General features: G+C 40.9%; 24 protein-coding genes. 10 read left to right on the top strand and 14 right to left on the bottom strand.

Going from position 1 to position 26,918, the window contains the following annotated elements; genetic code table 11:
- Positions 1-36: 36 nt before the first annotated feature.
- Both ABF638_RS04170 and ABF638_RS04165 read right to left on the bottom strand, forming a co-directional pair.
- Positions 37-648, bottom strand: coding sequence for a cytochrome b N-terminal domain-containing protein (locus ABF638_RS04170; RefSeq protein WP_435020533.1), 612 nt, complete (start codon positions 646-648; stop codon positions 37-39).
- Positions 649-746: 98 nt separating this feature from the next.
- On the bottom strand, positions 747-1,442 hold the full coding sequence (locus tag ABF638_RS04165; RefSeq protein WP_435020531.1) for an esterase/lipase family protein: 696 nt from the start codon (positions 1,440-1,442) through the stop codon (positions 747-749).
- 614 nt (positions 1,443-2,056) lie between these two features.
- Here ABF638_RS04165 and ABF638_RS04160 point away from each other — a divergent pair.
- Positions 2,057-3,586, top strand: a complete 1,530-nt coding sequence (locus tag ABF638_RS04160) for a hypothetical protein (RefSeq protein WP_435020529.1) — start codon at positions 2,057-2,059, stop codon at positions 3,584-3,586.
- A gap of 341 nt (positions 3,587-3,927) precedes the next feature.
- Here ABF638_RS04160 and petJ read toward each other — a convergent pair whose 3' ends face one another.
- From petJ to ABF638_RS04130, 6 genes are all read right to left on the bottom strand, one after another.
- Positions 3,928-4,272, bottom strand: coding sequence for a cytochrome c6 PetJ (gene petJ, locus ABF638_RS04155; protein ID WP_181932149.1), 345 nt, complete (start codon positions 4,270-4,272; stop codon positions 3,928-3,930).
- Between the two features lie 243 nt (positions 4,273-4,515).
- A complete protein-coding gene (petE, locus tag ABF638_RS04150) occupies positions 4,516-4,935 on the bottom strand; it encodes a plastocyanin (RefSeq protein WP_435020527.1) in 420 nt (139 codons plus the stop codon).
- 450 nt (positions 4,936-5,385) lie between these two features.
- Positions 5,386-5,877: a photosystem II cytochrome c-550 gene (gene psbV / locus ABF638_RS04145; RefSeq protein WP_435020525.1), complete on the bottom strand. Its 492-nt coding sequence runs from the start codon at positions 5,875-5,877 to the stop codon at positions 5,386-5,388.
- Between the two features lie 133 nt (positions 5,878-6,010).
- On the bottom strand, positions 6,011-6,226 hold the full coding sequence (locus tag ABF638_RS04140; protein ID WP_435020523.1) for a hypothetical protein: 216 nt from the start codon (positions 6,224-6,226) through the stop codon (positions 6,011-6,013).
- A gap of 168 nt (positions 6,227-6,394) precedes the next feature.
- Positions 6,395-7,231: a carbohydrate ABC transporter permease gene (locus ABF638_RS04135; protein WP_435020521.1), complete on the bottom strand. Its 837-nt coding sequence runs from the start codon at positions 7,229-7,231 to the stop codon at positions 6,395-6,397.
- The gene (locus tag ABF638_RS04130; protein ID WP_435020519.1) at positions 7,228-8,136 is read right to left on the bottom strand and encodes a carbohydrate ABC transporter permease; all 909 of its coding nucleotides are present in this window, start codon (positions 8,134-8,136) and stop codon (positions 7,228-7,230) included. Before ABF638_RS04130 ends, ABF638_RS04135 begins: the two co-directional genes overlap by 4 nt.
- A gap of 292 nt (positions 8,137-8,428) precedes the next feature.
- Between ABF638_RS04130 and ABF638_RS04125 the strand changes: the two genes are divergently transcribed.
- The 3 genes from ABF638_RS04125 (at position 8,429) to ABF638_RS04115 (ending at position 13,290) form a co-directional block, all read left to right on the top strand.
- Entirely contained in the window at positions 8,429-10,879 is a 2,451-nt protein-coding gene (locus ABF638_RS04125; protein WP_435020517.1) for an ATP-binding protein, read from the top strand.
- Between the two features lie 83 nt (positions 10,880-10,962).
- Complete coding sequence (locus ABF638_RS04120) at positions 10,963-11,883, top strand: alpha/beta hydrolase (protein ID WP_435020515.1); 921 nt, start codon at positions 10,963-10,965, stop codon at positions 11,881-11,883.
- Positions 11,884-12,042: 159 nt separating this feature from the next.
- Positions 12,043-13,290, top strand: coding sequence for a tetratricopeptide repeat protein (locus ABF638_RS04115; protein ID WP_435020513.1), 1,248 nt, complete (start codon positions 12,043-12,045; stop codon positions 13,288-13,290).
- 118 nt (positions 13,291-13,408) lie between these two features.
- On the opposite strand, the gene ABF638_RS04110 is transcribed toward ABF638_RS04115, so the two are convergent.
- Positions 13,409-14,629 carry an ABC transporter substrate-binding protein gene (locus ABF638_RS04110; RefSeq protein WP_435020607.1) on the bottom strand — a complete coding sequence of 407 codons (1,221 nt, stop codon included), beginning with the start codon at positions 14,627-14,629 and terminating at the stop codon, positions 13,409-13,411.
- 226 nt (positions 14,630-14,855) lie between these two features.
- On the opposite strand from ABF638_RS04110, the gene ABF638_RS04105 reads away from it, so the two are divergent.
- The gene (locus ABF638_RS04105; protein ID WP_435020511.1) at positions 14,856-16,295 is read left to right on the top strand and encodes an MFS transporter; all 1,440 of its coding nucleotides are present in this window, start codon (positions 14,856-14,858) and stop codon (positions 16,293-16,295) included.
- A 111-nt stretch (positions 16,296-16,406) separates the two neighbouring features.
- On the opposite strand, the gene accD is transcribed toward ABF638_RS04105, so the two are convergent.
- From accD to leuB, 4 genes are all read right to left on the bottom strand, one after another.
- Complete coding sequence (gene accD, locus ABF638_RS04100; protein WP_435020509.1) at positions 16,407-17,357, bottom strand: acetyl-CoA carboxylase, carboxyltransferase subunit beta; 951 nt, start codon at positions 17,355-17,357, stop codon at positions 16,407-16,409.
- Between the two features lie 574 nt (positions 17,358-17,931).
- Positions 17,932-18,780 carry a prepilin peptidase gene (locus tag ABF638_RS04095; protein ID WP_181932160.1) on the bottom strand — a complete coding sequence of 283 codons (849 nt, stop codon included), beginning with the start codon at positions 18,778-18,780 and terminating at the stop codon, positions 17,932-17,934.
- 109 nt (positions 18,781-18,889) lie between these two features.
- Positions 18,890-19,150, bottom strand: a complete 261-nt coding sequence (locus ABF638_RS04090) for a hypothetical protein (RefSeq protein WP_181932161.1) — start codon at positions 19,148-19,150, stop codon at positions 18,890-18,892.
- Positions 19,151-19,240: 90 nt separating this feature from the next.
- Positions 19,241-20,329 carry a 3-isopropylmalate dehydrogenase gene (gene leuB / locus ABF638_RS04085; RefSeq protein WP_435020506.1) on the bottom strand — a complete coding sequence of 363 codons (1,089 nt, stop codon included), beginning with the start codon at positions 20,327-20,329 and terminating at the stop codon, positions 19,241-19,243.
- A gap of 422 nt (positions 20,330-20,751) precedes the next feature.
- On the opposite strand from leuB, the gene ABF638_RS04080 reads away from it, so the two are divergent.
- The 5 genes from ABF638_RS04080 (at position 20,752) to purT (ending at position 26,473) form a co-directional block, all read left to right on the top strand.
- A complete protein-coding gene (locus ABF638_RS04080; RefSeq protein WP_435020504.1) occupies positions 20,752-21,606 on the top strand; it encodes a mechanosensitive ion channel family protein in 855 nt (284 codons plus the stop codon).
- 204 nt (positions 21,607-21,810) lie between these two features.
- Positions 21,811-22,761, top strand: coding sequence for an ABC transporter ATP-binding protein (locus ABF638_RS04075; RefSeq protein WP_435020502.1), 951 nt, complete (start codon positions 21,811-21,813; stop codon positions 22,759-22,761).
- Between the two features lie 44 nt (positions 22,762-22,805).
- Positions 22,806-24,662: an ABC transporter permease subunit gene (locus tag ABF638_RS04070; protein WP_435020500.1), complete on the top strand. Its 1,857-nt coding sequence runs from the start codon at positions 22,806-22,808 to the stop codon at positions 24,660-24,662.
- 100 nt (positions 24,663-24,762) lie between these two features.
- A complete protein-coding gene (locus ABF638_RS04065) occupies positions 24,763-25,245 on the top strand; it encodes a pentapeptide repeat-containing protein (protein ID WP_435020498.1) in 483 nt (160 codons plus the stop codon).
- Between the two features lie 64 nt (positions 25,246-25,309).
- Entirely contained in the window at positions 25,310-26,473 is a 1,164-nt protein-coding gene (gene purT, locus ABF638_RS04060) for a formate-dependent phosphoribosylglycinamide formyltransferase (RefSeq protein WP_435020496.1), read from the top strand.
- Here purT and ABF638_RS04055 read toward each other — a convergent pair.
- Positions 26,466-26,666, bottom strand: coding sequence for a hypothetical protein (locus ABF638_RS04055; RefSeq protein WP_435020494.1), 201 nt, complete (start codon positions 26,664-26,666; stop codon positions 26,466-26,468). The genes purT and ABF638_RS04055 overlap by 8 nt on opposite strands.
- Positions 26,667-26,918: the final 252 nt, after the last annotated feature.

The raw sequence follows: 26,918 nt of genomic DNA, 5'->3' as shown, positions 1-26,918 counted from the left end.
AAAATCTAAAATCTAAAATCCAAAATTGAATGACTCCTAACTCCTAACTTCCCACTCAGCTTGATACATTTGCGATTCCTGCCAGAGTAAAGCAGACAAATGCACTATCGCAAGGATTAGCGTCGCTACCGAAATCAGATAACTGTGGATTGTGTAAAGGTGTTCGACGGTAATTGTGTTAATGGCTCCACCGCCAGTTAGGATGTCGCGCAGTTGGCCACCAATAAAAGGAATGGCTTCGATGGTTCCTAGCTCAATGCTAAAACGCCAGTATCCTTCCTGAGTCCAATCTAGGATCATGGCTGTCCAATTCAGCCCGATCGCACTTAAGGTCAACAAAATCCCACTAATCCAAGCAGCCAGCCAACTCTTACGAAATTGCCGACCTAAAAACATCACCACAAGTTGAATGAGAGCGATCGCAATTACCGCGTTACCAGCAATATCATGCGCTCTCCAAAACAACCAGCCGTATGGCAGTTGTGTATTAATCATCTTCAATGAGTTATAAGCCCCGCCTGCTGTCGGTTCATAGTAAAAAGACAGTAAAACTCCGGTAGAGATATAAATTAGGCACAGAGTCAGAATCACGACCGATATTATCGTCGCTACTCGTCGCAAAATCCTATCGAACTGGGTGCTTTGCATAGCTCACCCCTCCTGTTCTTAACTAGGTATTTATTCTTATTATATTTTAACTAAGAAATATTAATAAATGTTGCATTTCTCATAAAAAGATGAGTTTTTTAAATCAAATATTGCACCCAAGCTTTTAAGGGTTCTGGTGAACCATACCAAATCCCAGGACTTCTCGGAGAATGCCTCACACCTTCAATCACCAGATTTTCTGCCCCTTCTAAATGAGCAGCTTCAATAGGTGTGATTCCATCTCCCCAAGTGTTACCCTTACCACAGGTTAATTGGTAACTACTATAAGCTAACCAACTACCGCGTCGTCTTTCTCCAAAGATAGTTTTGCCAGCCACACAAACGTAACGAACGTTTTTGTGAAAGGCTCCTGGGTAATTATGAGTGACAAAATCAAGATTGAAGCGCGTCCAGCGTTCTTGGCTAATGTGGGGTGTACCCAAGGTGATGAGAGTAGCAACCAGGGGATGCGCTTCCCAAAGAAATGGCTTGACATCGCCGCGTGCTAAATAGGGCTTTCCTCCCATGTAGATGCGGGATATCCAACCTCCGGCTGAGTGACCAATCAAATTAACTTGAGTAGCATTATATTGCTGCAATGTATTGTTGATCGTGCGATCTAGTTGTTGCAAAATTGGCGTTACAGGTCTTCCTCCAATAGTGGGTAGCCAGTCACGCCGTCGCAGTGGAACTGTAGTTGTGGGAAAATCTAACTGCTGTAGAGATTGTTCTAGTTGACGATAAGCGATCGCGCTTTCCAGATATCCAGGCAAAATAACTGTCGGTAACGGCATTTTAAATCTTGGATTGCAATATTGAGGGTCTGAACTTCTTTGATGAAGAAGTCGTCATGATTCAGAAGCTAGAATTGCGATGTCTGACTAACTCCTTTGATAAAAACCCAAATTGCTTTAGTGGGGTTTAGGGCGAGAATATCAATAAAATTGTAGAGTTTGCAACAGTTTTAGGGGCTGCTGATGTGATAGTATTTTCACATAGGGACTAGTCTCGGACAAGCAAGTGTGCCATCTATTACAAGAGCGTAGTTGAGTAAAAAAACCAGGCAACTTCAGCAAATGTTTTAATGTACTCAGACTTGTGGGTTCACTTAAACTTTATAAGTATCCCAAATATAAATAAATTTTAATTGTGTGCGCCATAACAATAAAAAAAATCAAAGGTAGTAATTTTTCAAATATCTCTATTAGCAAGATCGAATTGAAAAATATGATACACCGTCATTGATCAATTAAAAATTTGAATAAATGGCAATTTTAGCGATTTTGATTGCCAAGAGAGGAAAATATTATTTCCTTAGAGGGACGCATATCTTGCAAAATATTGCAATATAGTCGGAAAGAGAAAATCGCTAGTCAACTGCAACTGAGTCGAGTGAACGATAACAGCTATGTCTTACGTCTCCCTGCTGAAAAATATACCAGATATCTTAAGCCAGCCAATTGGGATAGCAGCTATAGCTTCTCTTGGCATTCACGGTGCGATCGCTATGATTGTGCCATTGATGCCTATGGAGTCTAACAAGCCCAAAGAAACAGCATCATCAAAAACAGTCGGACTTTTGGCATTGAGCCAAGCCGACCAAAACCGCTTGCCCCAAAGCACTCCCCAAATTGGTTTACAACAACTTCCTCCAATAGCGCCACTTTCTGCTCCAAACTTTAGTGCCCAAACTGGATTACCTCCATTAGCGCCACCGCCATCCAGTCAGCTAGTACTGCCTCCACTACCCCCATCATCGAATAACTATCGAGTCTCCTCTTTGCCTACAAGACAGTCTTTGCGGATGATTCCTAGTGACAATTTGCGATTTGATGCCTCTAGAGTTGACACCTCTAAATTCAATACCAGCCCCAAATTCTCTCCATCAGTTCCTAGTGTGAGTGACAGTGCCAGCAAATACGAGCCACCTCAGCCCCTTGCTGTAAATAGGTTGCCAGAATTGCAGTCGCAACAAGTACCTGATGATATTCTGCGGAATGCCCAATCTCCAAACTTATCTAACACTGCCCCCATTGCAACAGCACAGGTAAATACGAATGCACAAATGACGCCATCGGCGAATGATGCGTCTAAAATGACTCAAAACCAGCTGATAAATTCTCTCAAACAAGCTCCAAGGAGTGAGAATACTTTAATCGGAACTAGGGTAAGCACATCCCAGACAGCCGATTTATCGTTGAAGGGAACTCAACAGACAATTGCACAGCTAGACTCTTACGCAAACCTGAGAAAAGAAGTCCAGCAAGAATACCCTAACGCTGAACAAAAATCAGTCATCCGCCAAATATTACCCACAGATAAGCCGAATCTTGAAGGTGCTGTTTTGGGCGTATTAGTGGTAGATCCTGATGGCAAGGTCTTAGATATCAAATTTCAAGACAAGTTAGTTTCCCCTGAATTGCAATCAAAAGCAAGAGAATACTTCAACAAGCAATCCCCCAAGGGAGATAAACAAATCAGTTCCTATCCCTTTAACCTCGTTTTCCAAAACAACACTAGCAATACCACTGGGGCTACTCAAGAGCAAAAGCCCTCGTCATTATCTGCACCGGGAGTCAATAACAATCAGCTTATTACCCCCTTACCAGCAGCTACTGCTAAACCATTCCCTGATCTGCAAATCAGAAATAACCAGCCCAAGCCTGCATCAACAGGTACTCTCAAACCATTAGCTGCACCAGGAGTTAATAGCAATCAGCCTGAGTTATCACCGACAACTACTCCCAAACCATTATCTGAACTACGAATCAGAAATAATCAGCCCACACCTTCATCGGCAGCTACCACTTCCGAACCATTAGTGCTGCCGAGAGTAAATAGTGGTCAGGCTACATCTTCTGCTGAATCTGATCAAAAATTAGTAGAACGGTTGCGCGAAGTGAAAGAAAACAGACAAAAGTCTAATCCAGAAAAATAATCACCAGTGGGTGGTTTTGGATTAATAAACAAGCTAGAAGCAATGAATGATAAAAATTATAAATTTATCATTCATCTTTAGAATATCGTTTTTAGCAGTTGACGAACTGGCGATCGCTAGTTCGTCATATAAAAATGGGATTTTATTCCTGAACTAACTTGCGTAGTGAGGGATAGGGAATAAGAAAGAAAAAAGATGTGTACTGAGTTTTTTTACGCAATCAAATAGGATTTATATATAAAAGAATACTCAACTAAATTATTGTGGGGTGAGTGTTTCGCTTGCCCGTAACCTAAAGCTAGCAAGATGCTTACCCCACAAGAACTAGACAGTATGCTAATTTACCAGCCTTGTTCTGCATTTTGGAATACGTAAGCAGCTACCTCAAGAATATCCTCATGACTTAACTTGCCTTTAAAGGCAGGCATGGCATTTTTACCATTTTGTACTTGGTGGATAATTGCCTGAATTGAGTCGCTATCATAATTTTCTAAGTACTTTGACAATGCCTCCTTTTTCAAGGTTTTCTGGCTGATAAGGATGTTACCGCCACCTATATGGCAAGAAGCGCAGTTAGCCTCAAAAATTTTAGCCCCATTAGATGGTTCGGCAGCGAGGGCTGGACTAATGAATGTCAATTTGAATAGAGCGATTGCCGACAGTAAGATTAATAAAAGTATTCTCAACAGAATTTCCTCGCAACAAGCCTCCAGCAAGAGTATAAACGTGATTAATCCCCGATTAAGTCAAATTTGATCAAAATTGGCGGTAACGAGTTCACCCTTCCATCGCCACAGGTTGTTTAGCGTCTTAGGGGAGGATGGGATTCGTTACCGCCATTTATACATTTTGTGCGTCACTCTAGGAGTGTGGCGTGTTGCTATGAGCTAATTTCACTGAGAAATCATCTTGTGCCAACGACAATGTTTCTAGCCTTCGACTGTGATTGTACCAACCATGCCAGCACCACGGTGGGGTTCGCAGTAGAAGGTGTAGTCACCAGGTGCTGCGTCTGCGGGGAAGGTAGTTGTTTCCTTTTGACCAGGACTCATCAACATCTTTTTATGAGACAGAGATTTCGCTAAATCAGCGCTCTTAGCGGGGTTTTTGGCAGCATCAAACACAACATTATGGGGAGGAACTTTATTGTTCACCCATTCAATTGTGTCGCCTGGTTTGATAGTCAACTTTTTCGGTTCAAATGCGAGCATTCCTTTATCGCTACCCAATTTCACCTGATAGGTTTCAGCCGAAGCACTGGGAGTAAAAACAGCAAAGCTGCTAACAACTAAAAGGATTGTCAATACAGCTAAACTAAGGCGTCGCCAGCTTGCCGAAATTAATTTCATAGCTCTCTCCTAACATCTAATTTTTTTCTCTTTCTCTATTTTAAATAAAATCAACACCAAATATGACAATCTGTCATAGATACAATTTTTTTTTAATAATGGGGAGCAATTTATGGCAAAAAGCTGTGCAATCAGTAATAAATACTAGATTGCCATAGCCCAAAAAGCCCGTGAATCAAGGTAAACAGTTAAATAAGAGATTTTTATTTTTTCTTTAGGAATATTATGGTTTTTCAAATTTTTTTGTGTGCTAAACAGGAACATTTTGTGCTGTTGTGAAAACTAGGGAATGGGGAATGGGGAATAGGGAAGAAGCAAGGGAGCAGGGAGAAGAGTTTTCCCCTTTGCCCCACACCCCGCCCCTCTGCCTCTTTTCAATTTTCAATTTTCAATATCCAATACCCAATTCCCAATGCCCAATTCCCAATGACTCAGTACTAATTCCGGGATTTAGTAATAGATTTTTCCACCTCCCCACTTAGTACCAACAATTTTGGGTTGCAAGAGAATATGACCGGCGATCGCTTCCAAGTCATCATCTGTCAGATTTCGCATTGCTGTGAAAATATCTGCGCTTTTGATACTGGGGTGTATTTCGGAAATCTCTTCTTCCCCGTCGTAAGTAGTGGGATTTTTCAGGTAATCCACCAAGCCTTCAACGTTATTACGGTTGGGTGTTGCCAGTGCCAAATCCTCTGGAGTTAGTCCCACGTTCTGGTTTGTTTTGGTAACTCCCCCAGCATGACATTGGGCGCAAGCGTAATTAAATAAGCGTTTGCCTTCTTTGACTTGTTTAAGGCTGAGTACGGTGACCTCACCTTGAGTATTTAATGGCACTGTTCGGGTAGCTTTGTCCAGTTCCACTGCTGTCGCGCTACCGACAAACAACTGAAACGAGAGTAAAACAGTGGCCACAACAACGCCAATTAGTCTTCTAAACATGTTTCCCCTTAAAAAAATTTTGACGCTCAACACAGCTAAGAAAGCGATTCTCAATCTCCAAGCTGCTAATTGCTAATGACTCATTGTTTTTTGCCATTAGCTACCAGTGATTAGCCAAAGCCGAGATCACCCTTCAGTTGACCTCATGATCACCCACCGAGTCGCTAGTACCTTTTGGGTGTGTTTCAGACGATATTTGGGAAATAATTGCCTTTGCATCTTCTAACGCCAAACGGGTCTTTTGGTGTTTGTAGGCGATTCCCAGTTGGTTGCACAGAGAAAACACTTTTTCTACAGGAATGCTGTAGTCGGCTGCTATCTCTGCGATCGATAGGTCTGCAAAACCCATAATGCTTGTTAACTAATAGATAGAGATTGAGTCTCTGTAATACCAATATCACGTTAGGAGTGCAATTTGTTGCCCAAAATACTGTTTAGGGAATGGGGCATTGGGCATGGGGCATTGGGAATGGGGCAGGGGAAGAATTTTTAATTCTTGACTAATGACTAATGACTATTAACCTTTTCCCCCGGTAAAGGTGACGCTTTGAATAAAGTAACGGTTAAAAAAGGCGTAAATACCTAAAGCGGGCAGAGTGAAGACCATAGAAGCCGCCATAATGTAGTTCCAATAGCTGATGTATTGACCTTTAAAGGTGTTCAGCCCCAAAGGAAGGGTAAACATTTCTGGGTCAAATAGGATAACTATAGGCAGTAAAAAATTATTCCAACTCCCCATGAATACAAACACTGCCTGTGCTGCTAGTGCTGGTTTTGCCAGAGGTAAGACAATATGTCGAAAAATTCCAAAAGTATTTAAGCCATCCAGTTGAGCTGCTTCTTCTAGTTCTTTAGGAAAGTTAACAAAAAACTGCCGCATCATGAAGATAAAAGTGGCATTCACCATGCTAGGCACAATCATGCCTTGGTAAGAATTTAGCCAGCCGATCGCTTTCAAAATCAAAAATGTTGGAATTAGGGTGATTTGCGCTGGTACTGCCAGGACAGCCAAAATTAAGAAGAACCAAAAGCGCTTACCTACAAAGCGCAGTCTTGCCAAGGCATAACCAGCCATTGAGTTTAATAACAAGTTTAAAAGCGTGACGCTAATGGCGATCGCTACACTGTTGAACAACCAGCGCCAAAATAGCGGTTCTTGAAGAAAGATTTGCTTGTAGTTATCGAGAGTAAAATTCTTGGGGAGAAAGTTGGGTTCACCACTGACAATTTCTGTTAGCGGCTTAAATGATGCTGAAAGTGCCCAGAGAAAGGGAATTAGGGTAATGATGGCATAGAGTGTCAGCAAGACATACAACAGGGCTTTGAGCCATGATAAGCCAGAGATGTTAGTCAAATGCGTTCACCTCCAAAAAGTCGCCGCTGAATCAAAGTGATGGCAATAATCACTGCTGCCAACAAAAATGCGATCGCAGCGGCATATCCCATTTGTAAATTCCGAAACACAGCTTGATAAATCAGCAGCACCACAGTTAAGGTAGCGTTGTTTGGCCCGCCAGTACCGCCAGAGAAGATGTAAGACTGGTCAAAAAGTTGAAAAGTGCCAATTACCCCCACTGTTGCCACAAAGAAGGTTACAGGCTTAAGTAAGGGAAGAGTAATGTGGATAAATTGCTGCCATCCATTTGCACCATCAAGTTCCGCGGCCTCGTAAAGTGTTTGGGGTATATCTTGCAACGCCGCCAGATAAATCACCATGAAAAACGGTGCGGTTGACCAAATATTCATGATCATAATGCCTTTGAGCGCAACTGCTGGATCACCCAACCAGTTATAAGTAGGTAGCCCCACAAAAGCGAGAAAATCGTTTAGTAGCCCATCAGTGTTATAAATCCACATAAAGATGAGTGTCAGCACTGCTGAAGAAGTGACTGTCGGCAAAAAATAGAGGATACGCCACCAGTTTTTACCGCGAATTCCAGAATTCAGAGTTACCGCCAGAATTAAAGCCAGGATAGTTTGAGTTGGTACAACAATGGCTACATATTCGGCTGTGTTTCTCAAAGCAATCCAAACTCTTTCATCTTCAGCTAATCGCGTGAAGTTCCGAAAACCAATGAATTCGTACTCAATACCGCCAAGAAGTTGAACTTTTTGCAAGGAAAGAAAAACGGCGTAGAGAATGGGTAAAACTACAAAAGTTCCCAAAACTAGAATGGTGGGCATCATAAACATATACCCAGCCAAGTCTTCGGTGATATTCCACCTGGGGTTAATCCGCCGCCTGTTGATTTCAAACACTACTGAACCTCCATCTAATCTCGCACTAACCCGGCTGTAGCGATGGATTGTGCATGATTATTTATCGTACTCTCGGACAAAAATAAATAGGACTTACGCAACTGGCATATTATTTTAAGTTTGTAGTGAGGACTTTAGTCCTCAAAATAAGGGCTGAAGCCCTTACTACAAGCAAAAAAATTTTATTTTTTGTGACACTTGCGTAAGTCCTGATAAAGACATTGCTTGTGTGAGTTAACTGGATATGTAAGTTAGGGAACTATATATTTAGTTTCCTTGGGATGCTCACAAAATGTCATATACAGACTACTTACGTACAATTAAAAGTAAACTCCAGAGAACTGGTAAAACTCAAAAAAGCCTACGAGTCAAAACTATCATAGAACAGTTTGGCTACCAGCGTAGAAGTCAATCATTCATAGATGATTTTAATACTGCTCTTGATGAATTGGGGCTTTGTGCAAATCCTCAGTTGAATTTGCATATTCCCTTAGATACAAAAATAGCTATTTCTATTAAAGGTGTAGAACCAATAAATGAAGTTGCTGAATCTCAATCTATTTCAGCCAAACTAAAAGAGGCAATTTCAGTCAAACACGATTTTTTCTACTACTTGTTTGATTTTGGCTCTGAACAAGAATATGAACGATTCCAGGCATGTTTAGATTCTCAACAGCCAGTAGGTATTTTTTTAATTCCACAAGTAGAAGATTTCTTCTCTGATATTGTTGTCAAAATCTTTAATTATGAATTAATTAGAAAATATCAGTATGGTGGCTATAATAGTATACCAAAAGCTGCCGCTAGGAAAATTCCTACAAGTATTGCTTCAGAAGATAAAGATTGTGAAGATGAACAAGAAAATTCTATCTCCGATGCTAGTATTTTTCAGTTTTATCGCTCAACCATGACCAGTATTATACTTGGCAACACTGGTTTAGAATTGCTTGATTCTGAAAAATTTGATCAGCAGTTTGAACAGATATCCCTATATGCGAATAAATATAATTCTGAACAGTTTTTCATTTTATTTCATTGTCCATCGGTATTAGAAATCCAAGCTCATCAGCAAGAAGATGCTTTAGGATACTTAGTAGATAGAGTTGCCAGTAAAATTCCTTTTACTTTTACTCTCAGGTGTAAATATCCAAATGAAGTCTCTATTGAACATAAAGAGGAAGTATACGCCCATTTTCGTCTACTGCTGGAACTTCCATATTATGAAATAGAGGAAGATGATACATCTTTGCAAGATTACTTTCTAGAATTACAAAAAGCCCAGATACAGGCTGAGTCACAGTTATTACTGAAGATGAAAGCTGAACATTTTTACACCCTGAAGTGGCAACAGGAAAGTAAAGAATATATCTATCTCAAATATTTTGCTATTAAAACATTGGAAAGTATCGGATATGGATTGTCTAATATCGGCTGTGAAGTTGAGTTGACCTCCAGAGATGAGGAAACAATAGATGAAAATACATCGGATGATGATGAAGAGTACCAAAGTGAAATCATAGAAGTCTATGTAAAAAATCAGGTGTTGGTTGAGATAGAAACTCTCAAATATCAAGAATTTCAGGATAATAATCTCTTTTTAGATTCAATTAAAAGAGTTTTGAGAAAATCAAAAGTATGGCCAAATAAACTCGAAAGTCTTTGGTTGGTAATCCCCGGTTTTGAGATAGCACGCAACTATTACCAACTGAAAAAAGCTAAGGAAATATTAGAATATAAGTTTTCTGGATATTATGGCGATCGCTTCCAAGTTGTAATCATGGCTCCTGATTATGAAAAACACCAATTAGTCCCAGTATCATTTGATTCTATCAACTATCCATCTTTTGAGTATGTGGCTCAAAAACCTAGTTTAGTCCAAGCATATCCAACTACTAACCGCGTCAAAGAATTTAAGCTTGACTTTAGCCAAGTACAAGGGCTGAATGAAGAAAAAGAGAAACTAACTAGACTCCTGAAGCTGCAATCTAAAGGATACAAAAGTTCAATTGGTGGAATTCTTTTTTATGGCTTACCAGGATGTGGTAAAACTCTACTAGCAAATGCCTTTGCTAATGAGTCGGGGAGATATTTCTTTAAGTTCTCTCCTGCCGATATTGTCAGTGTTTGGATCGGGCAAAGTCAAAAGAATATTCGCGATATCTTTGCTCAAGCCAAGAAAAAGTCTCCTTCACTTTTATTCATTGATGAATTAGACAGTATTGGTTTTAATCGTAACAATGACAACGCACACACAGACCAAAAAGCAACTATCAACCAATTACTCATAGAACTAAATAATCTCCAAAATAGTGATGTAATTGTCATTGCTGCTACTAATTATTTGAGTGGCATTGATAGTGCTTTGAAGCGTTCTGGTAGATTGGATTGGAAGATTCCTGTTTTTCCACCCGATCAAGTAGAGAGAAGAGATTTATTCCAATACTACTTGTCAAAAATTGATATTAATCAGCTAGTCAACTTTGAAATCCTGGCAGATAAAAGTGGGAGATTTACTTCATCAGATATTGAGTTGGTTTGTCGTGAAGTTAGAAATGCTATTCTTCTAGAAGAAATAAGTTCGGCTTTAACAACTTCAGATGTGATTACTTACATCAATAATCTACAAGATGGTGGCTTAAGTCTTAATGAAGAACAAGTCAAAGAATTTTTAGAAGAGTGTAGAAGAATGAGTGTAAAAAATCCTAAGTTAGAAACTCTGAAACTAGAATGGGGATTGTTTTAGAAATGGGCTAATAAAAATGGCGTAGGCGTAGCCCGTCGTAGACATTGCACCTTTTGGTAGTTTTGGAAAATAACTTTAGGAATATGAAATATTTTAATCATCGAAAACTGCTGCTAACAAGTCTAGGAGCAATAGCGATCGCCTACATTTCAACTTGTCTATTTTTGTTTGTTCGGCAGCGTTCTTTGATATTTAGCCCCACTCCACAAATCTTAACGCTACCTAGTTCACCCGACTTTTTTCTTCCTTACAAAGATGTGCGTTTACCTATTACCGACTCTAATGAATATATACATGGCTGGTGGATTCCAGCACCATTACCAAAAGAGAAAGTTTCTTTAATTCCAAATGAGCCTGTAAAAATTTTAAAATCACCTAAAACATTTTTATACTTTTGTGGTGCTGCTAATAATAAAGGTTACTACAATTACATAGGCAGACTTCAAGCAATGCGACAGTTGGGGTTTTCTGTATTAGTGATTGACTACCGAGGTTTTGGTAGTAGTAAAGGGAGTTTTCCTAGTGAGTCTCAGCTTTATCAAGATAGTCAAATAGCCTGGAATTATTTAGTAAAAATACAACAAATACCTCCTGAGAGAATTATCATTTACGGCGAATCAATGGGGGGAGCAGTTGCTATAGATTTGGCAGTAAAACATCCAGAAGCTAGTGGATTAATTGTGCAAAGCTCCTTTACATCAATGGCAGAGGAAATCAAATATAGAGATTGGTTACGGATGTTTCCCATCGAGTTGCTGCTAACACAAAAGTTTGATTCTATTTCTAAAGTTCGTTCTCTACGTCTTCCCGTTTTATTTATTCATGGAACTGATGACAGCATTGTTCCATCCTACATGAGTCAGCAGTTATATGATGCTGCCCCTGAACCCAAACAACTTTTATTAATTCCAAAAGGAAAACATGTCCAAATTTATCAACCTGGAAGTAACTCGTATTTACAAGCAATTCAGAAGTTTATCCAAAAGGTAGAGTCTCAAGAGTAAGAAATAGATCCATCGGGATTACCTTCGACACGATTCAAAAATTCGTCCAAGACTTGCAAGAATCTTTATGTCTCTTCGAGATGAGGCATGTGTGAACATAATCGGAATTGATGCCGACGGGATAGGCTGTAAATAATCACTTATTGAGACTGATAAATCATGGGGAGTGCAAATAATCAGGGGTTTTGCTGGTGGTTTCTACCAAAAGTGACCCACTACAGTTTAACTTTGTTGCTGAGTACGGTAATGCTTGCTGATGCTGTGGGGGCGACACCAAGAAACATAGGGTTGCAGATAGCACAGCGCCCAGGAACCACTCAACAAAATGCCACTCGTGCTGCTGCTGAACGTGTTTTTCAAGAGGGATTGAAACTTTATCAACAAGGGACAGCAGAATCATTGCGACAAGCGATCGCAAAATACCAAGAAGCGCTGAAGCTTTGGCAACAAGTTGATGATAAACCCTGGGAAGCCGAAACCCTCAACAATATTGGCAAAGTCTACGACGATTTAGGAGAAAAGCCAGAAGCGCTCAAATATTACAACCAAGCTTTACCAATACTCCGTGCAGTGGGGGACAAGGGAATGGAAGCCAGCACCCTCAACAATATTGGCAGTGTCTACGGCTCATTAGGAGAAAAGCAAGAAGCGCTCAAATATCTCAACCAAGCTTTACCCATAAGCCGTGCTGTGGGGGACACAAAAGTGGAAGCCGTCACCCTCGCCTATATTGGCAAAGTTTACGACAATTTAGGAGAAAAGCAAGAAGCGCTCAAATACTTCAACCAAGCTTTACCAATACTCCGTGCTGTGGGGGACAAGGGAATGGAAGCCAGCACCCTCATCAATATTGGCATTGTCTACTCTGATTTAGGAGAAAAGCAAGAAGCGCTCAAATACCTCAACCAAGCTTTACCCATAGGGCGTGCAGTGGGCGACAGAAAAGTGGAAGCCCGCACCCTCAACGATATTGGCTTTGTCTACATCTCATTAGGAGAAGAGCAAGAAGCGCTCAAATACTTCAACCAAGCTTTACCCCTACTCCGTGCAGTGGGCGAGAGAAGAAGGGAAGCTACTATCCTCAGTAATATTGGCGCTGTCTACAATTACTCTTTAGGAGAAAAACAAGAAGGGCTTAAATACTACAACCAAGCTTTAACAATACTCCGTGCAGTTGGGGACAGGGAAGAGGAAGCCAAAATGCTCTTTCATATAGCTCTCCTAGAATCCAGTCAGGGTAATTTACAACCAGCCCAAACACATATTCAAGTAGCTATTGAAATATTTGAAGATTTACGCGCCAAAATAGCTAACGAAGAACTACGCGCTGCTTACTCTGCCTCACTCCAACGCTACTACCAGTTAAACACCTATCTGCTGATGGAATTGCAAAAAAAAGATCCATAAAAAAAGGATACAATGCGATACTTAGCCACTGGAAGTTAGCGATCGCTCTCGTGCCTGTATTCTGATAGAACTACTAACCGAAGCAAACATAGACATCCGCAAAGGCATTGATTTTCGGTCAATCCATCGCTTTAATCTGCTGATTAGCTTCATTCTGTGCCTTCATCATCGCTTGCTTTAATGGTTGTTGCCCCAACAAGGCGCTGATAAACTGATTCTCAAAGTTATTCACGATCGCACCTGGATATTTACCCACCTGCCAAGATGTAGCATAATCCACTCCCGCCACTAATGGCGATCGCAATGGATCTTGGTCATAACCCAAATTCTTTGCTACTGATTTACGTGTTGGCAAAGCAAACCCTGTTCCTGTCCACTTTTGCATTCCTTCTTTACCTGTAAGATAAGAAATCAACTCCCAGGCTTCGGCTTTGTGTTGTGCTTGCTTATTCATTACGTAGGCAACTGTAAATACCATCGTGCCTTTTTTGTCATTAATAGTAGGCACTGGTGCAGTAGCAAACTCTACTTGGGGAAAGGTTTCAGTTAAATAGGGAATTGCCCAGTTACCTTCAATCACCATTGCCACTTTACTCTGACCAAACATTTCACTACCTGAGTTTGTCCCCACATCAGATTTTTGGGCAGAGGATCGGTCTTTTTGATACTGGTTTACTACCAACTCTAAACCTTGTAAACCTGCTTCACTGGCAAAGGTGGCAGAACCATTTTGATCAACAAGTTGTCCACCAAAGGCTTTAATTTTATAAGCTTGACGCGCCAATTCTGGAATTTCTCCAAAGCCGTATTTGTTAATTTTGCCTGTCAATTGTTTCGAGTAGTTACGTAATTCATCCCAAGTCGCTGGTGGATTACTCAAGCCTGCAAAGGCGAAGGCTTTTTTGTTATAAAACAAAGCAAGGGTGGAATAGTCTTTGGGAAGACCGTAAATCTGGTTCTGATATTTAAAACTGTTGAGTAGGGTATCCTCGAAGTCTACTAAGTCAAATTTGGGAGTGATATAACTATCTAACGGTTCCAAGACATTTTGACTCATCAAGAAAGGAGCTTCCAGCGCATCTAGATAAAAAACATCGGGCGCAGCTTCCCCAACCAAACGAGTTTTGATTACATCCATGTATTGGTCGGAAATTACCTCATATTTGACCTTAATGGTTGGATGTTGTGCCTCAAAGTCTTGCAGTACTTGTCTCAAGAGCTTTTGCTCAACGGGAGAACCTCCCCAACCACTGAGTTTAATAGTGACTGCGGTAGATGTTAAGGGTTTGCTTGGTAATTGTAAGCTTTGACAAGCAATAATAGCGATCGCGATCGCCATCATCAATCCCAAAAAATTAAATAATCTTTTCTTAATCACAGACAGATAACAGTTTCTCTCTTCTTACTTATACCTTCTGTTGCTAAGGAGTGAAATTTTACTTATTTGAAATTTTTGTTGAGAATTGCAAGCTAAAATAACGAAAAATTATCAGCAATGCTATAAAGCATACTGAATTCCTCTGCAACCGGATTTATCCAGGGTACTTCACCCATAAACATAGATTATGGATTCTGTTCAGGTTGAAACAACTGCGCCACTGACTCTGGAATTTCCCCAGATTGCCTTACCACCAACAGCAATCTCTCCAAACTCTCGAATTCCCAAGGATACTATTCGCACTAGTTTAAAAGCTTCTACTGCGGATTCTGTCTTAGCATCGGTTTACTCCCTTGGAACTGGCGGGATTTTACTCAGCAATTTATTGGTGGAATTAGGTGCTAGTCCAGTGGTATTTGGGATGCTTTGCTCTATCCCTATGTTGGTCAATCTTATTCAGCCGTTGGGTGCTTATTTGTCGGAACGCAGCACCAGCCGTTTTCAATATTCGCTTCGGACACACGGAATTGGTCGGCTGCTATGGCTAATTTTAGTAATTGGTATTGCCAGCGCCAGTTGGGGAGTGGTTGATACTCAACAGCTAGTCATATTGACACTCTTGATTGTTCTATTCAGCAATCTTTTGGGAGGACTAGGAACTGCATCGTGGCTAAGTTGGGTGGCAATGATAGTTCCCCGACGATTGCGAGGTAGGTATTTTGGGCTACGCAGTAGCGCCGCTAGTCTAACTAATTTGGTTTGCGTACCAATAGCCGGTCTACTTGTATCACATTGGTATGGAGGATCTCTACAAGGTTATGGGTTAGTTCTACTGGTAAGCGTTGTCTTTGGAATTATGGGATTGGGGTGTCAATATTTCCAGGTGGATATGAATCCGCGATGCCTACGGCTGCAAGCTACGCAAAACACTTATTATGGCAAGTTAACTCAAACAAGTGAGATTCAATCAGAGGTTGCAAAAGATGAATCTTCTGAAGTTGCTCAATCAATTGATCCACCACAAAACCAATCAGCTAACAGTGTTTGGAAAAACTCTAACTTTTTGATATTTCTGCTGTATTTCAGCTTTTGGACGCTTGCTGTTAACCTCAGCAGTCCTTTTTTTAACCTCTATATGCTGGATACGCTGGATTTGGATGTAAGTTACGTGACTATCTACAACAGCCTTCAAGCGGGGGCAACTTTGCTGATGCTTATTCTGTGGGGAAGATTAGCAGACAAGATAGGTAATCGTCCCATCCTCATCTGTATTGGGATTTTGGTTGCAGCGACACCACTGCTGTGGCTAGGGATTAGTGTTAATCGCCTTGATATTTGGCTGTGGTTGCCACTGTTACACATCCTGATTGGGGGGACTTGGGCGGCAATTGACTTGTGCAACAACAATATACAATTAGCGATCGCACCAACTCAAAATCAGTCTATCTACTTTGCGATCGCAGCTGCCGTCGCTGGAGTAAGTGGTGCTTTAGGCACAACTATAGGCAGTTTCATCGCCCAATTTGCTCAGTCTGGAGGTTTACTAAGCTTGTTTGTCCTCTCTGGTCTATTCCGACTAGTAGCCCTTGTTCCACTCATGTTTCTCCAAGAGCCACAAAGAAGTTAGGGAGCAGGGGAGCAGAGGGAAGTTGCAGTAAGTTTTTCCCCTCTGCCCCTTCTGCCCCTCTGCCCCTCTGCCCCTCTGCCCCTCTGCCTCTTGTGCCCCATTCCCCAAACTTTATTCTGCGGCGGTAGAAGTCAAGGACATTGTTTCCCACAAAACCATGTGAGGTGTTGTTAATACAGGCTGGTGTAGAGCAATCAGCTGAGTTAGGGTGTTCTTTAATTGGGTACGGGGTACGATATCATCAACAAAACCATGCTGGAGCAAATCTTCAGCAGTCTGGAAATTTTCGGGTAGTTTTTCCCGTAGGGTTTGCTCAATCACTCGCCGACCAGCAAAACCAATGGTTGCCTTGGGTTCTGCCAAAATTATATCGCCCAACATTGCAAAACTAGCGGTAACGCCGCCCGTTGTCGGATTGGTCAAAACTGGAATATATAATAATCGAGCGTCTTTATGGCGCTGTAGCGCTGCGGAGATTTTCGCCATCTGCATCAGAGAGAGCATACCTTCTTGCATTCTCGCGCCGCCGGAGGTGCAGACGATAACTACAGGATATCGTCGTTGAGTGGCTTGCTCAATCATGCGGGTGAGTCTTTCTCCCACGACCGAACCCATACTACCACCCATAAAACGGAAGTCCATAACCCCAAGGGCAATGGGCAAACCATTGATTTGACCCAAACCAGTTCTAACTGCGTCTATTAAGCCAATTTTATCTTGTGTTTCCCGCAAGCGATCGCTGTAGAGTTTGCGATCGCGAAATTCCAGCGGATCAGTTGGACGCAAATGCTCATCCAGCGGTTTCCAGGTATTGTGATCTATCAATTGACGGATGCGCTCATCGCTGTCTACCCGATTGTGATGACCACATTCGACACAAACCATCTGATTGGCTTTCAGGTCTTTTGTATATGCCAAGACGCCGCACTTAGAACATTTATGCCACAGACCATCAGCAATTTCACGTTCTTGGCGTTCGAGGCTGGTAGATCCTGACTTCCGTCGATTTGCAAACCAATCAAATAGAGACTTTAAACCACGTGATTCTTCGTTGTTAGCCATTTTTTATTTTATTTTAAGTGGGTATGAGGTCGAAAAGATGTTAAACCGTATTGGGTTGTCCTTAGTTAAGAGTCATTTGTCTTTACTAATGACTCATGACTACATCGTTAAACTACGCTTTTAAGCAATTCAGACCTTAATTTTGATCTTTGGTTGCCAGCTTAACGAAAATACTTATGCCAATACAAGTCTCTTGCTCTTTTTTTCAGCAGACTTAATTATATGGACGTACTGACAACGCCATGAGAATACCAACCTCCAAATAAGATGCTTTCCCCCTCCTACCCAAATCAATTATTCGTATTGCTAGGTTCTGAACAAGCGGCATCTGTTGCACTAGTTGTACTTGCCAACGGTTAATCGTCGTTAAGAGGGTAATACAAGTCACAAGCTGAATATTATCAAAATGTGAAGGGCTGATGGGGTAATGTTGGTTACAGTCACGAATTATAAATATTTTTTATGAATGGGCATTGGGTATGGAGCATTGGGCATGGGGCATTGGGCATTGGGCATTGAGGAGCAGAGGGGAAAACTCTCCTTTCTTGCCCCCTTGCCTCTTCCCTACTCCAATTCAAGACGCTGGAAAAAATAACCGCAGGTAGCTAGACAAAATGGCTTCACCGCTAAAGAGGGTAATCACAGATCCTAAAGCCAGAAAAGGGCCAAAAGGCATCTTTTGTCCTAACTTTTGTCGCGATGTTTCTTGATTTGCGGCTTTGCGTCTACGTATAATAACACCACTGCCAATTAAGGCTCCCAGCGCACAGGCAATAAAACTAGCCAAGAGTAAATATTTCCAGCCTAACCAGGCTCCCATCATGGCTGCTAACTTAGCATCACCTGCACCCATTGCAGTTTTACCAAAGGCAATTGAACCCAGTAGGGCGATCGCATCAAACAGCCATAAGCCCAATACTGCACCAACTATGGCCATCATCAGGTGATTTACCAATGCTACTAAACTAGCTTCTGGTAAAAAACCAACCACCATTTGAAACAAAATCCCTAGCACTAAACCCGACTGAGTAAGTGGATTAGGTAGGGTCATTGTATCTAGATCGATAAGTGATAGCGCTAATAACCAACTGCAAAAAGCCCAATAGCCTATTGTTAAAATCGAAACTTGAAATACCAAAAAAATCAGTAAAAAAATTATGCCCGTTACCCCTTCTACCACAGGATAACGGACAGAAATTTTGCTTTTGCAATATCGACACCGCCCTCTTAAAGAAATCCAGCCGAATACTGGTACATTGTCGTAAGCTTTTAGCTGGTTTAAGCATTTAGGACAACGAGAAGGCGGCCAAAGAATTGACAACCCAGCAGGTAACCGATAAACAATAACATTGAGAAAACTACCAATAGATGCACCTAAAGCAAAGACTATTACACTCGCCGGGATGGCGAACAAAATGTCCATACAGTCATTAGTCCTTTGTCATTTGTCTTGTGTCATTTGTCGTTTATCTTTTGTCATTTGTCGAGAACTAATGACTAATGACTAATGACCAATGACCAATGACCAATGACTAATAAATGTGCGATTCAATTTGGCTCAAGGGCACAAAACATTCTTGAGGTAAGAGAACTGGTTGGTTGGTAAAAATAACCTTACCTCGATGAGTCATTCGATTAATTGCTACACCGGAAGGTTGCCCAGCTATTTCGGGATGTACTTCACAGTGAGTGTAGTAAATCTGCCCAGCGGCTCTGATTACGGCGGGATCAATCAGAGGCGATTGGTTCTTCGGGGCGGTAAAATTTGCTTGTCCTTGTCGTAATGCGTACACTATCGACTGTTATTTGATTGCTAGATTTCCCTTTAGTCTACCCGAAACTTATAGCAAAGGTTGCCAAATTGCCCAAGTTGCTCGACAAAATTATTTTTGTTCAATAGCCTTAATGAGTGAGTCTCCCATAGCGCGGCAACCAAGGAGATTTTTTCCTGGGGAAATTATGTCCCCAGTGCGATCGCCTTGTTCTAAAACTTGCAATACGGCTTGTTCGATATGATCTGCTGCCTTTGGTTGGTCTAAACCATAGCGCAACATCATCGCCGCACTCAAAACCTGTGCTAGAGGATTTGCTTTATCAAGTCCGGCAATATCTGGGGCGGAACCATGAACTGGTTCAAACACACCAGGCCCAGAAGCACCCAAACTAGCTGAGGGTAACATTCCAATACTACCTGTGAGCATGGCAGCAGCATCAGAGAGAATATCACCAAACAAGTTGCCTGTAACTATAGTGTCAAATTGCTTGGGAGCGCGTACTAACTGCATAGCAGCATTATCTACATATAAATGAGAGAGTTCGATATCTGGGTATTCTTGTGAAAGTTGGGTGATGCGATCGCGCCACAACTGAGATACTTCTAATACGTTCGCCTTATCTACTGAACAAAGTTTTCCACCACGTTTCCGGGCTGCTTCAAAAGCTACCCGCCCAATGCGTTCAATTTCAGATTCGCTGTAAACCATTGTATTTACACCGCGTTTCTCACCAGTTTCTGTGGCAAAAATCCCTTTAGGCTTACCGAAGTAAATCCCGCCAGTGAGTTCGCGCACCACCATAATATCCACGCCTTCCACAACTTCGCGTTTCAAAGTCGAGGCGTCGATTAACTGGGGCAAAATTTTCGCTGGGCGTAAATTGGCAAATAATCCTAAACCTGCACGTAGTCCTAACAAACCTGCTTCTGGGCGTAAATTGGATGGTAAGGAATCCCACTTATAACCACCAATGGCAGCAAGCAACACAGCATCACTGTTACGGCAAGCTTCGAGAGTAGCGGATGGTAGGGGTTCACCTGTGGCATCAATTGCTGCACCACCAATGAGGGCTTCTTGGAATTCAAACTTCAGATCAAATTGCTTCCCTACGACTTTCAGCACATCTACCGCCACTGCCATAATTTCAGGGCCAATGCCATCGCCGGGGAGTAGTGTAATGCGGTAGTTCTGGGTCATAGCTGATTATTACTAGGTAAATGCTTACAGATCAAATATCATACCTAGCAAAATGTACCGATGGAGTTTTTAATTTATTTATATAATGCCCCTTGTACTTTTAGGGCAGGTAAGATGCCTACCCCACCAGAAACTATTTATATTCGTCCAAAAATTTCCAGACATTCTTCAATAACACTTTGCTTTTTAGGGAACTCCAAAAAATAAATTATCCTAATTTCTGGACTCAACACGACTGTTGCTCCCCCCTGCTCCCTGCTCCTTGCTCCCCTGCCAATAAAGCGATGGGATATTTTTTTAGTTGGAAGTCCCTTACTGCATAGCACACCAAAAATTAAAAAAAAGTATCCATAGGAGATTTTTATTTCATTTATTGTATGTTTATTGTGTTTAATAATTCACAAACAAAAAAATAAAAAATTATGGATTTCAGACAAATTAGCGTAGTTGCTAGTCAACTTTTAACTCAGTTTGGGCTGAAAGTTTTAGGTGCGATCGCTCTGTGGCTGATTGCTCAACGCTTGATTGATTTTGGATTGAAGCTAGCCCGACGTGCTTTCCGAAGCCAACAGGTTGATCCGACACTGATTAACTACCTTTTGAATATCATTGGCGTTACGTTGAGAATTGTTCTAGTTGTGGCAATTCTCGGCTTTTTTGGGGTTGAAACAACTTCCTTTGCTGCATTGCTAGCAGGAGCAGGTATTGCAATTGGTGCAGCATGGGGGGGACTACTGGCCAACTTTGCAGCCGGAGCATTTTTAATCGTTTTTCGACCATTCAAAGTTGGTGATTTCATCACGACAGCAGGTGTCACAGGCACTGTTACGGAACTTGGGTTGTTCACAACTAGTATTAATACACCTGATAACGTATTGACGATTGTTGCCAACAATAAAATCTTTGCTGACAATATCCAGAATTATTCTGCCAATACTTACCGACGGGTTGATTTGGTAGCTCAACTCCATCATGATGTGAAACATAACGAAGCGATCGCACTTTTGAAAGCGAAAATTAGCCAAATTCCTAATGTCCTTCAAAATCCAGCACCGGATGTAGAAATTCAGGATTTCAACTTTGCAGGGCCTGTACTAGCAGTACGTCCTTATTGCAATAATGACCACTACTGGCAGGTTTACTTCGACACTAATAAAGCTATCCGTGAAACCTTTAGCGAAGCTGGATATCCAATTCCCGAATACCGTTATACAGTTAACGGTTCATCTGGTAATGGGATTAATAACGTCATTCCACCACTATCCGAAATAACTTGATAGTAGAGTAAAAAGTCAAGGTTTTATTTGCAAAGTTTTCCTAAATAGCACAATAAGAATTAAAAAGTAGTTAAGGCTTATGCCTTAACTACTTTTTAATGTCGCCAATTTCCTTACAGTCAGTTTCAATTTCCGAAACCAGACTGACAAAAGCTGTAAAAAAAGTTAGGTTAGCTGTTAATCACAAGCCGCACCCCAGCAGCGATGGTAAAAGAATTAGCAATTTGCACCCGTGGACTAACTAAGCAATTTGACCGCTATGTTGCTGTCAATGATATTGATTTAGAAATCCAGGCAGGGGAAGTATATGGACTGATTGGACCGAATGGCGCGGGTAAAACAACTCTCATCCGCATGTTGGCAACTGCTGAAGAACCAACTACGGGTGAGATTTATATTAATGGCGATCGCCTACTCCGTGACAAGAGTAATCCCAAACTTAAGCGTCGTCTTGGCTACTTACCCGATGACTACCCATTGTATGAAGATTTAACAGTCTGGGATTACCTAGATTATTTTGCGCGTCTCTATCGTTTACGAGAACCACGCCGCACTCAACGTTTACATGAAGTTTTAGAACTAATCCAACTTGGTAATAAACGCAATAGTCGGATTTCTACGCTGTCGCGGGGGATGAAACAGCGCTTAAGTTTAGCGCGAACGATTATCCACGAACCGATTTTACTACTACTGGATGAGCCTGTTTCTGGACTTGACCCCATTGCTAGAATGCACTTCCGCGAAATCATCAAGGCTTTGCAAGAAGCTGGGATGACTGTAATCATTTCTTCTCACGTTCTCAGTGATTTAGCAGAACTCTGTACTTCTGTGGGAATCATGGAACTTGGCTTTTTGGTAGAAAGTACTTCCCTACAGCAACTTTACCAACGTCTTGCCCATCAGCAAATTGTGATATCAACTTTGGGAAACTTAGAGACACTTTTGAATGAACTTAAACATCATTCTTTAGTAGAAGAGTGGGAGGTAATACCAGGAAAAAACAGCGTGCGGGTGAATTTTTCGGGCAAAGATGAAGATAGTGCTGAGTTGTTGCGATCGCTAATTAAAGCGGGCATTCCTCTGACTGATTTTCACTGCACACAAGAAGACTTAGAAACTATTTTCTTAAACTTAGGTCACAAACAAGCATCTTGATGCGTCAATAAATATCACTTTTCCATTTTTGGAGAATTTTTCCTATGATGCTCAATTTAATAGACAAAATCGGCGATTGGAATCCGCAACTATTTCGAGAACTCAAAGGACGCCTAAAATTTTTTAATGTCGCGATCGCAGTTGCAACATCCTTACTTCTACAACTGGTAGTTTTTTTATATCAGTTACGAGAAATGCCAGATGATAAATACTCGCTAATTGGTACATACTGTGGTTTGCGTGAAACTTACAATCAGCAATACAATAAACTTGGTCAGCAAGAAAATTTATTCGCCCAACAATTAAATAATTATCGGCAGATTAAGCCAGCCGATCCAACAATCCTCACTAACCTGAACACACAACACGAGGAAGCCACAACTACATTTCATAAGTTCCAGGAGTATTTATCAAATAATTATTGTCCCCAAAACGAAATTGATTGGCAGCTATGGTGGCGAGATCACTGGGAATATATATTCCTCTCTTTGAGTGTAATTTTTGTATTTACCCTCTTAGTGGCGGGAACTTATTTGCTGATTAATGATTTAGCTAAAGAAGAAACTCGCGGCACACTGAATTTCATCCGTCTCAGTCCTCAATCAGAAACAAGTATATTGACTGGCAAGTTACTAGGAGTTCCGAGTTTAATTTATCTCGTTATTTTAGCAGCAATTCCTTTACATCTGTGGTCTGGAAGTTCTGCAAGAATTGCATCTAGTTATATTTTTAGCTATTACGCAATTCTTGCTGCTAGTTGTATTTTCTTCTACAGTGCTGCACTACTATTTGGGTTAGTTAGTCGTTGGTTTAGCGGTTTTCAGCCTTGGTTAGGTAGTGGTGCAGTTTTGCTTTTCTTGTTCACAACGATGGTACTGGCATCGTCTTATAGCAATAGTTTAAATAATTCAACTACTTGGTTTAGACTCTTTAGCCCTTGGGATACAACAAATTATCTATTTCCTAATTTGTTCAATCTGTCCAAGGCTTCTCCTCTGAAAAGTTTGGAGTTCTTCTATTTACCATTAGGGGCAAATATTGTTAGTGTTGTTGGCTTTCATTTATTGAACTTGGGATTGTGCAGTTACGGAATTTTCCAAGCTCTTAAACGTTGCTTTCGTAATCCTCAAGCCTTAATAATCAGCAAGAAACAAAGTTATTTATTGGTAGCTTTTTGCCAAGTGATGATGTGGGGATTTAGCTTACAACATTGGAACAGTAATTCTACCTTATATAATCAGGTAGGGCAAAATTTAATTTTTCTGGTTCTATACAACTTGATGTTGGTTTTAAGCTTAATTGCAATTCTTTCCCCTCACCGTCAAGATGTACAAGATTGGGCAAGATATCGACATCAGGGAGTTTCTAGTCACAAGAGTGTTTGGCAGGATCTAATTTGGGCTGAAAAAAGCCCTGCACTCGTAGCGATCGCTATTAATTTGACAATTATTACTATTCCCTGGCTAGTTTGGATTTCACTTACATCTGTTTTTGATACAGACCATAGCCCAAATTGGGCAGGTGATAATTTTGACAGGTTGAAAGTACTGTTAACTATAGCTTTGTCTATCAGTTTAATGATGATTTACGCTACCATCGCCCAATTGATACTTTTACTGAAAACTCCTAAACGTTCTTTCTGGGCAATAGGTACTATAAGTGCAGTAACGTTCCTACCACCCATGATTCTAGAATTTCTCGGCATTTCCTCGTGGAAATACTCTACTGTATGGCTGTTTTCAACTTTTCCTTGGGCAGCGATAGAATACTCTGGCGCGACAACAATTTTTATGGCATTTCTAGCTCAGTTGAGTGTTTTAGCGTTGTTAAACTTCCAGTTGACAAGGCAGGTGAGGTTGGCAGGTGAATCTGCGACAAAAGCATTATTGGCGGGACGTTAAGTAAGTAGTTGAGACACCTTAGAACCCCGACTTCTTTGAGAAGTCGGGGTTCTTGTTTTTCATGTAGCATTGGTATAAGTATTACAAGCATCTGAAAGTCATGTTAAATATCTCTACTCAAGACCTCCGCTACACAGCCATCCAGTTTTTAGAACAAAGTCCCCCACAGCGTCTACAAATTCTTAGGCAACTGGGCATAGCTCGTTATGAATTTTTAACTAAAATGCGACTAAATGAAGCAAATATCATCTGTATAATGCGGTTTTTTAAATATCCAAGTCAGCTAAAGTTTCCTAATCTTATCGGAGCCGATTTATCTGGTTTAATTTTAGATGGTCTAAACTTCATTCGAGCTAACTTATCAGGGGCAAATCTACAAGGCAGTAGTTTAATCAATGCAGACCTTTTATTTGCAAATTTCACCAAAGCTGACTTGAGAAATGCAGATTTACAAGGTACAACTCTTAATGAGACTATTTGGTTAGAGACTCTAGTCGATAAGTGTCAACTTGGCGTAGGTACTGGTTTAACTCATCTCCAACGTCAAGAATTACAACTACGCGGAGCTAGATTTAATTCTTGAGCAGATGGTAATTAAAACACAAAAAATTATAAGATGATTGAATTGAAATTGACTGGATAAGTTAATGAGTATTAAGTTGCCCCAAAAATTGATGTTGCTGGGTTCAGGAGAACTAGGCAAAGAAGTTGCGATCGCAGCTCAACGTCTTGGTAATTATGTGATTGCTGTTGACCGCTATGCCAATGCTCCAGCGATGCAAGTTGCTGATGCTTATGAAGTTATTTCTATGCTCAGTGCTGATGATTTAGAAGCTGTAGTGACAAAGCATCGGCCAAATATTATTATACCAGAAATTGAAGCCATCAGAACAGAAAAACTGATCGAATTTGAGCAGCGAGGTATTACCGTTATACCGACTGCGGCTGCTACTAACTATACAATGAATCGCGACAGAATTAGGGAACTGGCGCATCAAAAATTGGGCATCAGAACGGCTAAATATGGTTATGCGACAACTCTAGAAGAATTGATTGCGATTTCTAATGAAATTGGATTTAGTAATGTTGTTAAACCTGTGATGTCATCCTCTGGTAAAGGTCAGTCTGTAGTGCAGGATAAGAGTGAGGTTGAGAAGGCTTGGAATTATGCGATCGCTAATTCTAGAGGAGACAGTCAAAAGGTCATCGTAGAAGAATTTATTAACTTTGAAATTGAGATAACTTTACTGACAATTAAGCAGTGGAATGCACCGACAATTTTCTGCTCTCCTATTGGTCATCGCCAAGAACGAGGAGATTATCAAGAATCGTGGCAACCGGCAGAAATTTCTGAAGAGAAGATATTAAGAGCGCAAGAAATAGCTATAAAAGTCACTGACGCATTAGGAGGAGCCGGAATTTTTGGTGTTGAATTTTTCATTACCAAAGATGAAGTGATTTTTTCGGAACTTTCTCCCAGACCCCACGATACGGGAATGGTGACATTAATCTCACAAAATCTCAATGAATTTGAACTACATCTGCGAGCTATTTTAGACTTGCCAATTCCTTATATAGAACAGTTAGGGGCATCAGCTAGTGCGGTAATTTTAGCATCAGAAAAATCTGATTCTATTGCTTTTGCTGGTGTAGCTGATGCTTTGTCAGAAAAAGATGTAGATATTAAATTATTTGGAAAACCGAATGCTCATCCTTATCGGCGAATGGGCGTAGCTTTAGCGAAAGGTGCAACTGTCCAAGAGGCTAGAGAAAAAGCTACTAGAGCCGCAAATAAAATCACAATTATCTAATATCACGCCACTCTAGCAAACAGAGTGCTACATAATTGCGATCGCGAGCAAAATGCCAATTAGCGATCGCAGTAGCTTTGACAGTGGAGCCAAACAGGAACAAGCTTAAGAAGTTAGGTAGAAGCCAGCTAAATTTTAGAACGTTTTCTTTGGTATGAGGAAAATTCTTGAACGAATAAACCTCGCCCATCATTAAGACACAATGATGAAAAGTTTTGTAAATTTTTGCCTGACACGAAAAAGCATCTGTTACAAGTATTTAATTTAACCAGTACTATGAGCATTCCGTGATACTCTACGGTTAGTGAATAGTATCTTTAATCATTTCCATAATGGATTGTTGAATAGTGGCAAATAAGTATTAACTATATCTGGACACAGCTAAGTATGTTGATGAGAGTTTTCCATACCCAGAAATTCAGCCTATGGAAATTTTGTATAGTAG

The sequence above is a fragment of the Nostoc sp. CALU 1950 genome (assembly GCF_051172895.1).
GTDB lineage: Bacteria > Cyanobacteriota > Cyanobacteriia > Cyanobacteriales > Nostocaceae > Nostoc > Nostoc edaphicum_A.
Note: the sequence above shows the minus strand (reverse complement) of the source record. Positions and strands in the feature narration are given on the sequence as shown.

Coding starts and splice junctions, on each gene's coding strand:
- ABF638_RS04170 (WP_435020533.1), bottom strand. CDS start 648: ATGCAAAGCACCCAGTTCGATAGGATTTTGCGACGAGTAGCGACGATA.
- ABF638_RS04165 (WP_435020531.1), bottom strand. CDS start 1,442: ATGCCGTTACCGACAGTTATTTTGCCTGGATATCTGGAAAGCGCGATC.
- ABF638_RS04160 (WP_435020529.1), top strand. CDS start 2,057: ATGTCTTACGTCTCCCTGCTGAAAAATATACCAGATATCTTAAGCCAG.
- petE (WP_435020527.1), bottom strand. CDS start 4,935: ATGAAATTAATTTCGGCAAGCTGGCGACGCCTTAGTTTAGCTGTATTG.
- psbV (WP_435020525.1), bottom strand. CDS start 5,877: ATGTTTAGAAGACTAATTGGCGTTGTTGTGGCCACTGTTTTACTCTCG.
- ABF638_RS04140 (WP_435020523.1), bottom strand. CDS start 6,226: ATGGGTTTTGCAGACCTATCGATCGCAGAGATAGCAGCCGACTACAGC.
- ABF638_RS04125 (WP_435020517.1), top strand. CDS start 8,429: ATGTCATATACAGACTACTTACGTACAATTAAAAGTAAACTCCAGAGA.
- ABF638_RS04120 (WP_435020515.1), top strand. CDS start 10,963: ATGAAATATTTTAATCATCGAAAACTGCTGCTAACAAGTCTAGGAGCA.
- ABF638_RS04115 (WP_435020513.1), top strand. CDS start 12,043: ATGGGGAGTGCAAATAATCAGGGGTTTTGCTGGTGGTTTCTACCAAAA.
- ABF638_RS04110 (WP_435020607.1), bottom strand. CDS start 14,629: ATGGCGATCGCGATCGCTATTATTGCTTGTCAAAGCTTACAATTACCA.
- ABF638_RS04105 (WP_435020511.1), top strand. CDS start 14,856: ATGGATTCTGTTCAGGTTGAAACAACTGCGCCACTGACTCTGGAATTT.
- accD (WP_435020509.1), bottom strand. CDS start 17,357: ATGGCTAACAACGAAGAATCACGTGGTTTAAAGTCTCTATTTGATTGG.
- ABF638_RS04095 (WP_181932160.1), bottom strand. CDS start 18,780: ATGGACATTTTGTTCGCCATCCCGGCGAGTGTAATAGTCTTTGCTTTA.
- leuB (WP_435020506.1), bottom strand. CDS start 20,329: ATGACCCAGAACTACCGCATTACACTACTCCCCGGCGATGGCATTGGC.
- ABF638_RS04080 (WP_435020504.1), top strand. CDS start 20,752: ATGGATTTCAGACAAATTAGCGTAGTTGCTAGTCAACTTTTAACTCAG.
- ABF638_RS04075 (WP_435020502.1), top strand. CDS start 21,811: ATGGTAAAAGAATTAGCAATTTGCACCCGTGGACTAACTAAGCAATTT.
- ABF638_RS04070 (WP_435020500.1), top strand. CDS start 22,806: ATGATGCTCAATTTAATAGACAAAATCGGCGATTGGAATCCGCAACTA.
- ABF638_RS04065 (WP_435020498.1), top strand. CDS start 24,763: ATGTTAAATATCTCTACTCAAGACCTCCGCTACACAGCCATCCAGTTT.
- purT (WP_435020496.1), top strand. CDS start 25,310: ATGAGTATTAAGTTGCCCCAAAAATTGATGTTGCTGGGTTCAGGAGAA.
- ABF638_RS04055 (WP_435020494.1), bottom strand. CDS start 26,666: ATGATGGGCGAGGTTTATTCGTTCAAGAATTTTCCTCATACCAAAGAA.